Origin of the sequence: Kitasatospora sp. NPDC091276 (genome assembly GCF_040684355.1) — a bacterium.
Classification (GTDB): Bacteria; Actinomycetota; Actinomycetes; order Streptomycetales; family Streptomycetaceae; genus Kitasatospora.
Window position 1 is genome coordinate 16,288 of the sequence record NZ_JBFBFU010000039.1, and the last position, 13,650, is coordinate 29,937.

General features: G+C 72.0%; 11 protein-coding genes. 6 read left to right on the plus strand and 5 right to left on the minus strand.

The window, feature by feature from the left end; translation table 11 throughout:
• The first annotated feature begins 74 nt into the window (after positions 1–74).
• The 6 genes from AB0O19_RS33630 (at position 75) to AB0O19_RS33655 (ending at position 7,722) form a co-directional block, all read left to right on the plus strand.
• The gene (locus AB0O19_RS33630; protein ID WP_350885142.1) at positions 75–425 is read left to right on the plus strand and encodes a hypothetical protein; all 351 of its coding nucleotides are present in this window, start codon (positions 75–77) and stop codon (positions 423–425) included.
• Between the two features lie 168 nt (positions 426–593).
• Positions 594–1,409, plus strand: coding sequence for a hypothetical protein (locus tag AB0O19_RS33635; protein ID WP_363624995.1), 816 nt, complete (start codon positions 594–596; stop codon positions 1,407–1,409).
• Positions 1,399–2,688 (plus strand): hypothetical protein, encoded by a 1,290-nt coding sequence (locus AB0O19_RS33640; RefSeq protein WP_363624997.1) that lies wholly within the window; start codon positions 1,399–1,401, stop codon positions 2,686–2,688. The genes AB0O19_RS33635 and AB0O19_RS33640 overlap by 11 nt, the downstream gene beginning before the upstream one ends.
• A gap of 7 nt (positions 2,689–2,695) precedes the next feature.
• Complete coding sequence (locus tag AB0O19_RS33645; protein WP_350885148.1) at positions 2,696–4,270, plus strand: SCO6880 family protein; 1,575 nt, start codon at positions 2,696–2,698, stop codon at positions 4,268–4,270.
• 54 nt (positions 4,271–4,324) lie between these two features.
• Positions 4,325–5,674, plus strand: coding sequence for an ATP-binding protein (locus tag AB0O19_RS33650; RefSeq protein WP_350885150.1), 1,350 nt, complete (start codon positions 4,325–4,327; stop codon positions 5,672–5,674).
• 248 nt (positions 5,675–5,922) lie between these two features.
• A complete protein-coding gene (locus tag AB0O19_RS33655; protein WP_363624999.1) occupies positions 5,923–7,722 on the plus strand; it encodes a bifunctional metallophosphatase/5'-nucleotidase in 1,800 nt (599 codons plus the stop codon).
• Positions 7,723–7,796: 74 nt separating this feature from the next.
• Here the strand turns inward: AB0O19_RS33655 and AB0O19_RS33660 are convergent, their stop codons facing one another.
• The 5 genes from AB0O19_RS33660 to AB0O19_RS33680 all read right to left on the minus strand — a co-directional run bounded on the left by AB0O19_RS33660 (position 7,797) and on the right by AB0O19_RS33680 (position 13,350).
• On the minus strand, positions 7,797–9,338 hold the full coding sequence (locus AB0O19_RS33660; protein ID WP_363625001.1) for a HAMP domain-containing sensor histidine kinase: 1,542 nt from the start codon (positions 9,336–9,338) through the stop codon (positions 7,797–7,799).
• The gene (locus AB0O19_RS33665) at positions 9,335–10,105 is read right to left on the minus strand and encodes a response regulator transcription factor (protein WP_363625003.1); all 771 of its coding nucleotides are present in this window, start codon (positions 10,103–10,105) and stop codon (positions 9,335–9,337) included. The genes AB0O19_RS33660 and AB0O19_RS33665 overlap by 4 nt, the downstream gene beginning before the upstream one ends.
• 63 nt (positions 10,106–10,168) lie before the next feature.
• Complete coding sequence (locus AB0O19_RS33670) at positions 10,169–11,305, minus strand: trypsin-like peptidase domain-containing protein (protein WP_363625005.1); 1,137 nt, start codon at positions 11,303–11,305, stop codon at positions 10,169–10,171.
• Between the two features lie 125 nt (positions 11,306–11,430).
• Positions 11,431–12,492 (minus strand): LacI family DNA-binding transcriptional regulator, encoded by a 1,062-nt coding sequence (locus AB0O19_RS33675; RefSeq protein ID WP_363625007.1) that lies wholly within the window; start codon positions 12,490–12,492, stop codon positions 11,431–11,433.
• 126 nt (positions 12,493–12,618) lie between these two features.
• A complete protein-coding gene (locus tag AB0O19_RS33680) occupies positions 12,619–13,350 on the minus strand; it encodes a response regulator transcription factor (protein WP_350885162.1) in 732 nt (243 codons plus the stop codon).
• Positions 13,351–13,650: the final 300 nt, after the last annotated feature.

Genomic DNA, 13,650 nt, shown 5'->3' on the forward strand with positions numbered 1-13,650 from the left:
AAGAATAGGTACCGACCCTTCGCGCGGGCGGGGTCAGGGCCCTTGAATTTGCCTGATCGGGCGGTGAGATGGAAATGAACCTGAGCAGCGTGCACACGAACGCGATCGGCCACCTGGCCGAGGACCCTCCAAAGAAGCCGAATATCGACACCATCATCGGCGGGATCGCCCCGGACTGGGGCCCGTTCGCGACCCTCGGGTCGGAGGCCAGGGTGATGGTCGAGGTCATCATGGCCGTCGCCATCCTCATCTGCCTCGGCATCGCCGTCTGGGGGGCGGCCAAACAGCGGATCGGTGCGACCGCGATGCGCGACAGCTTCGGTGCCGAACAGGGCAAGGGGCTGATCGTCGCCGGTCTGACCGGCGTGTTCATCATTGGATCACTCGGCACTCTGTTCACCATTGTCTACGGCATGGCGATCTGACGATCGGACAGCAGTAGCCAGGCCCGCCCGCCCCGGGGCCAGGTCCCCGTCCGGACCGCCCCGAGCCCACCCGCCAGCAGTCCACCCCCCGTTCCCACCCTCCGTCCGCGCCCGCCCCCGGCGGAGGGCCCCCGGAGCCCCCCGGCTCCCCGCACCAGGAGGGCCGCCGTGCCGTTGTCCGACGACCAGCCGCACACCCGTACGCGGCTGCCGGTCGGCGAACAGCCCTCCTCCCAGCCGACCCCGCGTCAGGCCCGACCGCTCCGCACCCTGCTGACCGTCCTCGTCGTCGCCACCCTGCTCGTCGTGGCCATCGCCATCGCCAACCGCGACAAACCCGACCCCGGCAGCACCGGCCGCTCCGCCGACCACGCCGCCCCCACCGCGCCCGCCGGCGCCGGCCCCGCCCCCAGCGGCGACCAGCCCGTCGGCACCACCACCAACGGCATCGGATCCGGCTACCCGCACACCGACCAGGGCGCCCAGTCCGCCGCCGCCAACTACGCGGTGGCGATCGGCTCCGCCGACATGTTCCGCGCCGACAGCCGCCACACCATCGTCGCCACCATCGCCGACCCGGGCGCGGTCTCCGGCCTGCAGAGCCGCCTGGACCAGGGGTTCGGCGGTGACACCGCCGCCCGTTACGGCCTCGACGCCCAGGGCCGTGCGCCCAAGGGCCTCACGTTCGTCAGCCGCACCGTCCCGGTCGGGGCCAAGTCGACCGGCTACAGCGACGGCGACGCCAAGGTCGAGGTCTGGTGCACCGGCCTCACCGGCCTCGCAGGCGAACACTCGGTCCAGCCCGTGACGACGAACTGGTTCACCCTCACGCTCTCGCTCCACTGGACGGGCAGCGACTGGAAGCTCACCGACTTCACCAGCAAGCAGGGCCCCGCGCCGATGCCGGGGGACCAGCAGGCCGCCACCGCCGACGAGATCACCGGCGCCGTCCAGCAGTTCGGGGGGTTCCGCTATGCCCGTTGACCAGACCTCACACCGTTCCACCGCACGCCGAGCGGGCACGCTGGCGGGGGCGTTCGCCGCCTTGCAGGTCGCGGCGCTGCTGACGGCCCAGCGGGTGTTCGCCGAGCCGTCACCGACGGCCACGCCGTCCGCCACCCCCACGTGCCAGAAGGTCGATCTGCCGATCCCGGGCAGCGACGCGGGCTGCGCCCCGAATGGCGCAGTCGTCATCCCGGGCAGTGGGACCGTCGGGAGTGTGACCGATCCGTTGGGGTCGTTGGCCAAGGGGTGCGCCCAGGCGGCGGCTTGGGTGGTGCGGAAGCTGTCGAGCGCGATCGACGGGACGACGCAGGTGGACTTCACCAATGCGTCGTTCCTGCAGCAGTACGCGGTGGTGTTCGCCGTGTCGACGGTGATCACGCTGGTGCTGTGGCTGCTGGCGGTGACGAAGCGGGCGGTGCGGGGGGCGCCGTTGGCGACGGCGTTCACGGAGGCGATCGGCTTCCTGTGGCTGACCGTCGTGGCGTCCGCGTTCACGCCGCTGATCCTCTACACCGTGGTGAGCGTGACGGACGGCCTGACCAAGGCGATCGCGGTGGGGACGAAGTCGGACACCGGGTCGTACCTGGGCGCGTTCGCCGACACCCTGGAGAAGGGTGACATGGGCGGCGGCCCGCTGATCCTGATCATCGTGTCGCTGGTGGCGGTGCTGGCGGCGGCGGTGCTCTGGATCGAGCTGCTGATCCGGGCGGCGATGCTGTACGTGGGCGCGCTGCTGGGTACGGCGGTGTACGCGGGGTTGGTGGACAAGCAGCTGTGGAAGCACGTGCGCCGGTGGGCGGGGGTGATGGTGGCGGTGGACCTGGCGAAGCCGATCATCGTGGTCATCCTGGGCCTGGCGGGTGCGGTGGCGACGGGTGCCGGGGCCAGCGACGACTTCGCGCGGGTGCTGTCGGGGCTGGCGATCCTGTTCCTGTCGATCTTCGCGAGTGCCGCGGTGTACCGCTTCGTGCCGGGCTTCGGCGACGAGATCATGAACATGCGCCATGCCCGGGCGAGCGCGGTGTCGGCCGGATCGGCGATGATCAACGGCACCGCGAACCTGATGAAGCAGGGCATCACCACCCACGGTGACCGCGGGCCGGTCGGCGCGGGTGGCGGCGGCGGGGGTGCGGGCGGCGGTTCCGTCGCGCCGGGCATCGCCGCGCACGCCGGGCGGACGCCGGCGCCACCACCGCAGGCCGGGCCGCCGCAGACCTCGGTTCCGATCCGCGACAGCAACTCAGCGAAGGGAGGGTGATGGGTAAGTGAGCAGTGAACCGCTCGGCCAGTACGGAGCCCAGTACGCCCAGCCGTACGTGCACCAGCGCCGCACCTACCTGATCGGCAAGGCCCGCCCGAACGCGCCGATCGGCCGCAACCGGGAGTCCGGCGAGATCGTCCTGATCATCTTCGGGGCGTTCCTCGGCATGCTCTGGGGCCTGCTGATGCCGATCCTGCCGCTGCGGATCGGCGGCCTGATCGGCCTGCCGATGGTGGCCATCGCGGCGGTGTACGTGCCGTACCGCAGGCGGACGTTCTACAAGTGGGCGGAGATCAACCGCACCTACCGCCGGACGGTGCGGAGCGGCCGGTCGGTGTGGCGCTCGGACGTGATGGACGCCGGGACCCGGATGGACGGCCGCGAGGTGGAGGTCGGCCCGCCTCCCGGGGTGGGGCGGCTGCGCTGGCTGACCGCGCCGTTCGGGCCGGACGAGGTCGGGGTGCTGATGCACCTGGAGCGGCGGACGGTGACGGCCGCGATCGAGATCGAGGGCCCGGGTGTCGGCCTGCGCGACTCGGAGGACCAGGAGGCGCTGGTCGACCGGTTCGGCACGCTGCTGAAGCACGTCGCCAACGGGGACGGCTTCGTGACCCGGTTGCAGATCCTGGCCCGGACGCTGCCGGCCGACCCGGACGCGCACGCCAAGGACGTCGAGCGGCGCGGGGACCACGACGCGCCGCGCTGGCTGCAGGACTCGTACGACCAGTTGCAGTCGATGGTGTCGACCTCCTCGGAGCAGCACCGGGCGTACCTGGTCGCGTGCATGCACTACACCCGCGACCTGGCGGCCGAGGCGCACGCGATGGGCCGTACGGCGACCGGCCGGCGGGCCCGGGACGACGAGGGGCTGGCGGCCGTGATGGCGCGCGAGCTCACCGACATCTGCGCCCGGCTGGCGGAGGCGGACATCCGGGTGCGCCAGCCGCTGGGGCAGGCCCGGCTCTCCTCGCTGCTGCACTCGATGTACGACCCGGACCACCCGATCGACCACATCCAGGCGATGTCCCGGCGCAACGCCTGGCCGGCCGAACTGGACGCGACCAACCCGCAGTACCTGGAGGCGAAGACCCGCGAGTCGGCGACCCGGGAGCCGTGGTGCCACGCCACCGCGTGGATCAAGGAGTGGCCGCTGACCCCGGTGGGGGTCAACTTCCTGGCGCCGCTGCTGGTGCACACCCCGGACGTGATCCGGACGGTCGCGGTGACGATGGACCTGGAGCCCACCGACGTCGCGATCGAGCGGATGCTGACCGAGAAGACCAACGACGAGGCGGAGGCCAGCCGCGCGGCCAAGATGAACCGGACGGTCGACCCGCGCGACCTGGCCCACACCGGCCGGGTGGACCAGCGCGGCGACGACCTGGCCTCCGGCGCGGCCGGCGTGAACCTGGTCGGCTACATCACGGTGTCCTCGCGCAACCCCGACGCGCTGGCCCGGGACAAGCGCACCATCCGGGCCTCGGCCGGCAAGAGCTACCTCAAGCTGGAGTGGTGCGACCGCGAGCACCACCGGGCCTTCGTCAACACCCTGCCGTTCGCGACCGGCATCCGCCGCTGACACCCGGTCCGCACCGCTCCACCACCGCCCGTCGACCAGACCAGGAGGCCGTACATGGCGCTCGGCAACCTCTCCGAGGCGTTCACCAGCCTGATGTTCGGCAAGGTGGAGACCACCCGGCTGCCGGTGCGCACCTCCACCGGCCAGGCGCAGGCGGTCTACCTGCCCACCGCCGCGCCGGGGCTGGGCGACTCGGGCGTGATCATCGGCCGTGAGGTGTACAGCGGCAAGGGGTACGTCTACGACCCCTTCCAGCTGTACGGACAGCAGCTGCCGGCCCCGCACTGGCTGGTGCTCGGCGAGTCCGGCAACGGCAAGTCGGCGCTGGAGAAGACGTACGTGCTGCGGCAGTTGAGGTTCCGCGACCGGCAGGTCGTGGTGCTCGACGCGCAGGGCGAGGACGGCGTCGGCGAGTGGAACCTGATCGCCAACGCGCTGGGCATAAAGTCGATCCGGCTCGACCCGATGGCCGCCCGGGACGGCGGGGTGAAGCTCAACCCGCTGGACCCGGCGATCACCCAGACCGGCCAGCTGTCGCTGCTGCGCACCATCGTCGAGGTGGCGATGGGGCGGGGCCTGGAGGAGCGGGCCGGGTTCGCGCTGAAGGCCGCGCACGCCCATGTGGTGGCGACGGTGAAGGACCGCCAGCCGGTGCTCGACGACATCATCGACACCCTGCGCAGCCCCGAGCTGTCCTCGGTGGAGTCGCTGGGCGTGGCGGTGGACGAGGTGCAGTCCTGGGGCCTGGACGTGGCGCTGGTGCTGGACCGGCTGGTCGACGGCGACCTGCGCGGCATGTTCGACGGGTCGACCACCGACGGCATCGACCTGGACGCGCCGCTGATCGTCTTCGACCTCTCGCACATCGACCGGAACTCGATCGCGATGCCGATCCTGATGGCGATCGTCGGCGTGTGGCTGGAGCACACCTGGATCCGGCCGGACCGGAAGAAGCGCATCTTCCTGGTCGAGGAGGCCTGGCACATCATCAACAGCCCGTTCGTGGCGCAGCTGTTCCAGCGGCTGCTGAAGTTCGGCCGCCGGCTCGGGCTCTCCTTCGTCGCGGTGGTGCACCACCTGTCGGACGTGGTGGACGGCGCGGCGGCCAAGGAGGCGTCGGCGATCCTGAAGATGGCCTCCACCCGGACGATCTACATGCAGAAGGCGGAGGAGGCGCGGGCCACCGGCCGGGTGCTGGGCCTGCCGCGCTGGGCGGTGGAGATCATCCCCACCCTGTCGCCGGGCATCGCGGTCTGGGACGTCAACGGCAACGTCCAGGTGGTCAAGCACATCATCACCGAGGCCGAGCGGCCGCTGGTGTACACCGACCGCGCGATGACCGAGGACGCGGTGGCCGAACGGGACCGGGCCGAGCGGCAGTTGGCGGCCGAACCGGGAGTCTGAGCGGCCGACGGGGGTCCCGGCGGCTCTGCCGGGCGGCGCCGGGAGGCTCTGCAGGGCGGCGCCGGGAGGCTCGGACGGGGGCAGCGGCCCTGGTCGGACGGCGACGGTTCGTCAGGAGGTAATCCTCTCGTTACGTCCGAGGTCCTGACAGCTACGCGCGTTGACTCTAGGCTTCACAGGCGCAACACATCGCCCAGACGCCCGGTCCAGTCCACAGCGGGCGCTCCTCCAAGGTGCAGGGGACCCTCATGCTCACCGTCAGATCCCGACGCGCGGCGCTCGCCGTCGTCGCCGCCGCAGGTCTGTTCGGCACGGTGGCCGTGCCGACGGCCGCGCAGGCCGCCGACGCCAACGCCAAGCGCCACAAGACCGTCAACCTCCAGCTGCTGGCGATCAACGACTTCCACGGCAACCTGGAACCCCCGGCCGGCTCGTCCGGCACCATCCGGGAGATCGACCCGGCCACCGGCAAGGAGGTCTCGACCCCGGCCGGTGGCATCGAGTACCTGGCCACCGAGCTGCGCAAGGCGCGGATCCCGGCCGACGACTCGATCACCGTCGCGGCCGGCGACATCATCGGCGCCAGCCCGCTCACCTCGGCGCTCTTCCACGACGAGCCGACCATCGAGGCGATGGACAAGCTCGGCCTGGACGTCACCTCGGTCGGCAACCACGAGTTCGACGAGGGCGCGCAGGAGCTGCGACGCATGCAGGACGGCGGCTGCCACCCGGTCGACGGCTGCTACGAGCCCGGCCGCACGTTCAAGGGCGCCAACTTCAACTACCTGTCGGCCAACGTCACCGACGAGAAGACCGGCAAGCCGCTGCTGGCCCCCTACTGGGTGACCAAGTCCCAGGGCGTGAAGGTCGGCTTCATCGGCGTCACCCTGGAGGGCACGCCGAACATCGTGACCGCCGAGGGCGTCAAGGGCCTGAAGTTCGCCAACGAGGTCACCACGATCAACAAGTACGCCGCCGAGCTCAAGGCCAAGGGCGTCAACTCGATCGTCGCGCTGATCCACGAGGGCGGCTACCCGGCCAGCAGCGTCTACAACTACGACTGCGGCCCGGCCGGCCAGGGCATCTCCGGTCCGATCGTCGACATCTCCAAGAAGCTCGACCCGTCGATCGGCGCCATCGTCACCGGCCACACCCACAACGCGTACGCCTGCACCATCCCCGACCCCAACGGCGTCCCGCGCTCGGTCACCAGCGCCGCCTCCTTCGGCCGGCTGTACACCGAGATCGACATGAAGCTGGACAAGACCACCGGCGAGATCGTGCGCCCGACGGTCAAGGCCGAGAACCACGTGGTGCGCCGCACCGTCGAGAAGGCGCCCGACATGACGGCGCTGGTCGACCACTACTCCAAGCTGGCCGCCCCGATCGCCAACCGGCCGATCGGCTACATCGCCTCGGACATCAACGGCCGCGGCAACAGCGACCTGGAGAAGCCGCTCGGCGACCTGATCGCCGACGCGCAGGTGGAGGGGCTCGCCCCGGCCGCCAAGGGCGGGGCGCAGATCGCCTTCATGAACCCCGGCGGCATCCGCGCCGACCTGGTCTACAAGGCCTCCGGCGCCGAGGGCGACGGCGTGGTGACCTACGGCGAGGCGTTCACCGTCCAGCCGTTCACCAACATGATGCAGGTCAAGACACTGACCGGCGCTCAGCTGGTGCAGCTGCTCCAGCAGCAGGTCAGCGGCTCCAACGAGGCCGCGCCGAAGATCCTCCAGGCGTCCTCGGGCCTGCGCTACACCCTGGACATGCGCAAGACCGGCGCGGACCGGGTGGTCGTCGACTCGATCCGGCTGAACGGCGCTCCGATCGACCCGGCCGCCAAGTACCGGGTCGCGGCCAACGAGTTCCTGGCCGGCGGCGGCGACGGCTTCCCGGCCTTCGCGGCCGGCACCGACAAGCTCGTCGGCGCCTCCGACCTGGACGTCTTCGCGGCCTACCTGGGTGCCCACAGCTCGGCGGCCTCGCCGCTGAAGGCCCCGGCACAGGACCGGATCAAGGTCATCGGCCCGGGCGTCGACATCGACTGACCGTGAGCCGGTACGGGACGGGCGGGGCGCTGTCGGGGCGCCCCGCCCGTCCTGCGTTGTCCGCCCGTCCCGCTCTATTCGGGAGTGGGGCCGCCGGGCAGCCGGACGGTCGCCAGCGCGCCCGGTCCGCCGTCCCCGGCCGGGCCCAGCGACACCTCGCCGCCCGCCTCCCGGACGCTCTGCGCGACGATCGACAGGCCCAGGCCGGAGCCGGGCAGCTGCCGCGAGGACGGCGAACGCCAGAACCGGTCGAACACGTACTGCAGTTCCTCCGGCGGAATGCCGGGGCCGTGGTCGCGGACGGTCAACACGCCCTGCTGGAGCCGGACTTCGATGGTGCCGCCGGGCGGGCTGTACTTGACCGCGTTGTCCAGCAGGTTGATCACCGCGCGTTCGAGCCCGGGGGCGTCGCCGTGCACGAACCAGGGGTCGGTCGCGGTCTCGAAGACCAGCCCCGGGCCGCGCAGTTTCGCCCGCTCGACCGCCCGTCCGGCGATCTCGTGCAGGGCCACCACGGTGGGGTTGTGGACCGGCTTGGGGGAGTCCGGGCGGGACAGCTGGAGCAGGTCCCCGATCAGGACGGTGAGCTCCTGCATCTGCGCCTTCATGTTGCCCAGCAGCTTGGTCTTGGTCGCGGCGGGCAGCGGGCGGCCCGTGTCGTTGCTGCGGATCAGCAGGTCGACGTTGGTGCGCAGCGAGGTGAGCGGGGTGCGCAGCTCGTGCCCGGCGTCGGCGATCAGACGGGTCTGCCGCTCGCGGGAGTTGGCGAGGGCGGTGCTCATCGAGTTGAAGGAGGTGGAGAGCCGGGCGATCTCGTCGTGGCCCTGGACCGGGATGGTGGTGCCGACCTCCTCGGTCCTGGCGATGTGCTCGACGGCGTCGGTGAGTTGGTCGACCGGCTTCAGGGCGGACCGGGCGACCAGTCGGCCAGCCACGGCGGCGAGCAGGATGCCGCCGACGGAGACGGAGCCGAGCAGGATGGCCAGGCCCTGGAGGGAGTCCTCGACGGGCTTGGTCGGCGCGGCGACCATGACCAGGACCGGCGGGTAGCCGGGGTTGATGTTCGGGTACCAGGCCAGCCGGACCATCGCGGGCTCACCGTTGGTGTACTGGCCGTCCCGGACGACCGACTGGCCCTTCTTCAGGCCGAGGACCTTGGCGTCACCGGGTTCGATGACGATGGCCCGCTTCGCGCCGATCGGCAGGCAGACGAGGGACAGGTCGGAGGAGACGTTCTGGGTGTCCCGCAGCGGGGGGCTGCCCATGTCGGTCGGCGGCCGGCTGGTGCGGGGGGTGGCCAGGGACTTGGCCAGGGCGTCCTGCGGGGTGTCGCCACAGGGGTAGTTCGCGCCGCGCAGCGGTTCCGGTTCGGCGCTGAGCAGGTCGGTGCGGACCTGGTTGTAGAGCTGCTTCTCCACGATGAACCAGCACGCCAGCGCGGACAGCGCGATGGCCACCGCCACCGCCGCCGCGCTCAGGATGGTGAGGCGGCTGCGCAGGGAGCGGGATCGCAGCCAGTGGACGAGGCGCTGCCGGCGGCCGGGGGTGCGGGGCGGGATCAGGGGCGGCGGCGGAACGGTGGCCCCGGTCGCGGTGCGCTCGCCCTGCTCGGTCACGTGGTGGTGCCGGCGGCCGGGCGCAGGGCGTAGCCGACGCCGCGTACGGTCTGGATGAGGCGGGGCATGCCGCCCTGCTCGGTCTTGCGGCGCAGGTACATCACGTAGACGTCCAGGGAGTTGGAGGAGGGTTCGAAGTCGAAGCCCCAGACGGCCTTGAGGATCTGTTCGCGGGTGAGGACCTGGCGGGGGTGGGAGAGGAACATCTCCAGCAGCATGAACTCGGTGCGGGTGAGTTCGACGGGCTTGCCGGCGCGGGTGACCTCGCGGGTGGCGGTGTTCATCCGCAGGTCGCCGAAGGCCAGCACCTCGCTCTCGTCCTCGGCGGCGGCGCGGGCGGCGGCCTCGGTGGCGAGGGCGTTGCGGCGCAGCAGGGCGCGGACGCGGGCGAGCAGTTCGTCGAGCTCGAAGGGCTTGGCGAGGTAGTCGTCGGCGCCGACGTCCAGGCCGGTGACGCGGTCGCCGACGGCGTCGCGGGCGGTGAGCATCAGGACGGGGACGGTGTCGCCGCGGGAGCGCATCCGGCGGACGGCGGTGAGGCCGTCCATCCGGGGCATCATGATGTCCAGCAGGACGAGGTCGGGCCGGTCGCGTTCGACGGATTCCAGGGCCTCGTAGCCGTCGGTGGCGGTGGCGACCTCGTAGCCCTCGAAGGCGAGGCTGCTCTCCAGGGCGTCCCGGAGGGCGGGTTCGTCGTCGACCACGAGGAGCCGGGCGGAGGGGTGGCCGGCCTCGGCGGGGGTGCGGTCGTCGGCGGACGGGGTCATGGGCTGCTGCCCTTTCTCGTCGGGTGGAGGGCCTGCTGGGAGTACCGGGGGTAATTGTCCGTCTTACAGGTTCTGGCCGGCCTCCAGTTTCGGCAGAACCTGCTTGATGTCGTTGATCGGGATGGCGAAGCCGAGCCCGACGCTGCCGGCGCTGCTGCCGCCGCCGCCGGCGGTGGAGCTGGCGCCGCTGGGGGCGTACATCGCCGAGTTGATGCCGATGACCTGGCCGTTGGCGTTGATGAGCGGGCCGCCGGAGTTGCCGGGGTTGAGGGCGGCGTCGGTCTGGAAGGCCTTGTAGGTGGTGGTGCTGCCGCTGTTCTGCTGCGGGAGGTTGCCGCGCGTTCCGGGCAGGTTGGGCAGGCCGGGCAGGCTGGGGAAGCCGAAGCCGCCGTTGCTGCTGGTGGTGCCCTCGTCGAGCTGGACGGTGACGTCGCGGTTCTCGGCGCTGATGATGCCGGAGGTGACGGTGCCGGTGAGGCCGTCGGGGTTGCCGATGGCGACGACGGGGTCGCCGACGGCCACGCCGGAGGAGTCGCCGAGGGTGGCGGGGGTGAGGTTCTTGCCGCCGCCGGCGGTGATCACGGCGACGTCGAGGGACTTGTCGGTGCCGGTGACGGTAGCCGCGGCGGTGGAGCCGTCCTTGAAGGTGACGGTGATCTGGCCGCCGTCGGCGGCGGTGTCGATCACGTGGTAGTTGGTGAGGATCCGTCCGCTGGTGTCGAGGATGACGCCGGTGCCGGTGGCGGTGCCGTTGCCGTTCTTGACGGTGATCTGGACGACGCTCGGCGAGACGGCGGCGGCGATGGCCGGCACGTCGGCGCCGCCGTCGGAGCGGGCGGAGACGGGGCTGGCGACGGTGCTGGTGCGGGTGGCGGAGCCGTGCTGCTCGGCGGCGACGAACCCGCCGGTGACGCCGCCGATGACGGCGGCGACCGCGGCGACGGCGGTGACCAGGGCGAGCCGCCCGCGCAGCAGGCCGCGCCGGGCGCGGTTGCCGTGGCCGCCGTGGCCTCCGGGCCGTCCGGCGGTGGGCGGCTCGGGGGGCATGGGCGGGGGCGGGGAGTCGAAGCCGCCGGCCGAGTGGTCCTCGCGGTACCCGTAGGCGGTCGTGGCGGCGCTGCTGCCGAGGACGGTGCCCTCGACCACGCGGGGCTCGTACGGGCCGTACTGCTCGTCGTGGTGCTGCTGCTGTTCGCTCATGCAGACCAAAGTCCGCCTGGTGGATGAGGATGGCATGAGAACCGGCTCAGAAGGGTCCGAGAAGCCCGTTGGGTTCTCATAAAGCCTGGTCAGGCGGTGTGCGACGGCGGGTGGAGCGGAGTTCGCTACTCCGCTTCCCCGGTCGGGACCGCCGCGGCGCCGTCACAGCCGCAGGAGCGGCGGATCACCAGGCGGGACGGGAACTTGCGGACCCGCTCGGTGTCCGATCCGGGCACCATCAGCGAGTCGTCGAGCACCAGGTCCACGGCGGCCCGGGCCATCGCGTCGCGGTCGGAGGCGACGGTGGTCAGCGGCGGGTCGGCGAGCGCGGCCTCGGGGACGTCGTCGAAGCCGGCCACCGCGAGGTCCTCCGGGACCTTCAGGCCGACCTCGCGGGCGGCCCGCAGGACGCCGATCGCCTGGTCGTCGGTGGAGCAGAAGATCGCCCGCGGCCGGTCCGGCGAGCGCAGTACCCCGAGCGCGACCTCGTACGCGCCGTAGCGGTGGAACGGCGCGTCGATCAGGTGGGGCTCGGTGGGCAGGCCGTGTGCGTCCATGGCGCGCTGCCAGCCCTCGACGTGGTCGATGACCGGGTCGCCGGGGGCGGGGGACTCGACAGGGCCGCCGAAGCAGGCCACGTACGGGTGCCCGTGCACCTCCAGCAGGTGGCGGACGACGGCCTCGGCGCCGCCCACGTCGTCGGTGACCACCGCCACGTCGTCGATCGCCTCGGGGCGGCGGTGCAGCAGCACGACCTTGGCGCCCTCCATCGCGGCGAACTCCTCGGCGGCGCGCTGCGAGGGGCCCTGGCTGACCAGGATCAGGCCGGAGACGCGCATGCCGAGGAAGGCCCGGACGTAGTGCACCTCGCGGTCGTCCACGTAGTCGGAGTTGCCGATCAGCACGAGCTTGCCGCGCTCGGAGGCGGCCCGTTCCACGGCGTGCGCCATCTCGGCGAAGAAGGGCTGGCGGGCGTCCGGGACGACCATGCCGATCAGGTTGGTCCGGCGGGAGGCCATCGCCTGGGCGACGCTGTTCGGCCGGTAGCCGAGCTGCTCGATCGCGGCGAGGACCTTCTCCCGGGTCGCGGGCGCGACCGGGCGCGGCCCGTTGTTGATGACGTAGCTGACGACCGCGGTCGAGGTACCAGCCAGCCGGGCTACATCGTCGCGCGTCACTTTGGCCACGGGGGGAGTCTACGCGTGTGGCGTGCGCGTCGGCAGTGGGACCTGGGGCTTTCCGGCAGGGCTTTCGGCAGGTACCGGGGGAGCGAACCGGACAAGCCGGGCGGGGTCGGCCCGCCCGGCCGCCGGTCAAGCCTCCAGCGGCGCCGAGGGGCGCTGGGCGAGCTCCGGGCGCTCGCCCTTCTCCGGCTTCTCCGGGACGACGAAGCGGTAGCCGACGTTGCGCACGGTGCCGATCAGCTGCTCGTGCTCGACGCCGAGCTTGGCGCGCAGCCGTCGGACGTGCACGTCCACCGTCCGGGTACCGCCGAAGTAGTCGTAGCCCCAGACCTCCTGCAGCAGCTGGGCCCGGGTGAAGACCCGGCCGGGGTGCTGGGCGAGGTACTTGATCAGCTCGAACTCCTTGAAGGTGAGGTCGAGCGCCCGGCCCTTGAGCTTGGCGGAGTAGGTGGCCTCGTCGACCGAGAGGTCGCCGTTGCGGATCTCCATCGGGCTGTCGTCGGTGCTGATGTGGAGCCGGCCGAGTGCGAGCCGCAGCCGGGCCTCGACCTCGGCCGGGCCGGCGGTGTCCAGCAGGACGTCGTCGATGCCCCACTCGGCGGTGACGGCGGCGAGGCCGCCCTCGGTCACCACCAGGATCAGCGGGCAGCCGATGCCGGTGGAGCGCAGCAGCTGGCAGAGGCTGCGGATCTGCGGCAGGTCGCGCCGGCCGTCGACCAGGATGACGTCCGCACTGGGGGTGTCCACCAGGGCGGATCCCTCGGCGGGGGCCACCCGGACGTTGTGCAGCAGCAGGCCGAGGGCCGGCAGCACCTCCGCGGAGGGTTGCAGAGCGTTGGTGAGGAGGAGGAGAGAACTCATACCCGGTAGTCCCCTTTCCGGGTCGTCGCGGTCGCGTTACGGCTGCCGCCACAGCCGGATGGCGCACGTGCTGAGGGCGGGGGGAGGAGGACGGACGCCCGAGGAGCGCCGGAGGACCGGCCGGTGCGCAGGACGCGACGGCGCACGCGCCGAGGGTCCCGCAACCCCTGGCGCACCGTTTCTGCCCTGTTCATCCCGCGAATCCTCCGGTTTGTTCCGGTCCCGGGCGGCGGCCCGGGTGCCGGGTGGACACCCCGGCCGGCCGGGGCACGTCGTCGTGCCGCGTGGGGCGGGGCGGTT

Bases quoted from the DNA above. Each gene is read 5' to 3' on its own strand.
- AB0O19_RS33655 (WP_363624999.1), top strand. From the start codon at position 5,923: ATGCTCACCGTCAGATCCCGACGCGCGGCGCTCGCCGTCGTCGCCGCC.
- AB0O19_RS33630 (WP_350885142.1), top strand. From the start codon at position 75: ATGAACCTGAGCAGCGTGCACACGAACGCGATCGGCCACCTGGCCGAG.
- AB0O19_RS33665 (WP_363625003.1), bottom strand. From the start codon at position 10,105: ATGACCCCGTCCGCCGACGACCGCACCCCCGCCGAGGCCGGCCACCCC.
- AB0O19_RS33670 (WP_363625005.1), bottom strand. From the start codon at position 11,305: ATGAGCGAACAGCAGCAGCACCACGACGAGCAGTACGGCCCGTACGAG.
- AB0O19_RS33640 (WP_363624997.1), top strand. From the start codon at position 1,399: ATGCCCGTTGACCAGACCTCACACCGTTCCACCGCACGCCGAGCGGGC.
- AB0O19_RS33680 (WP_350885162.1), bottom strand. From the start codon at position 13,350: ATGAGTTCTCTCCTCCTCCTCACCAACGCTCTGCAACCCTCCGCGGAG.
- AB0O19_RS33650 (WP_350885150.1), top strand. From the start codon at position 4,325: ATGGCGCTCGGCAACCTCTCCGAGGCGTTCACCAGCCTGATGTTCGGC.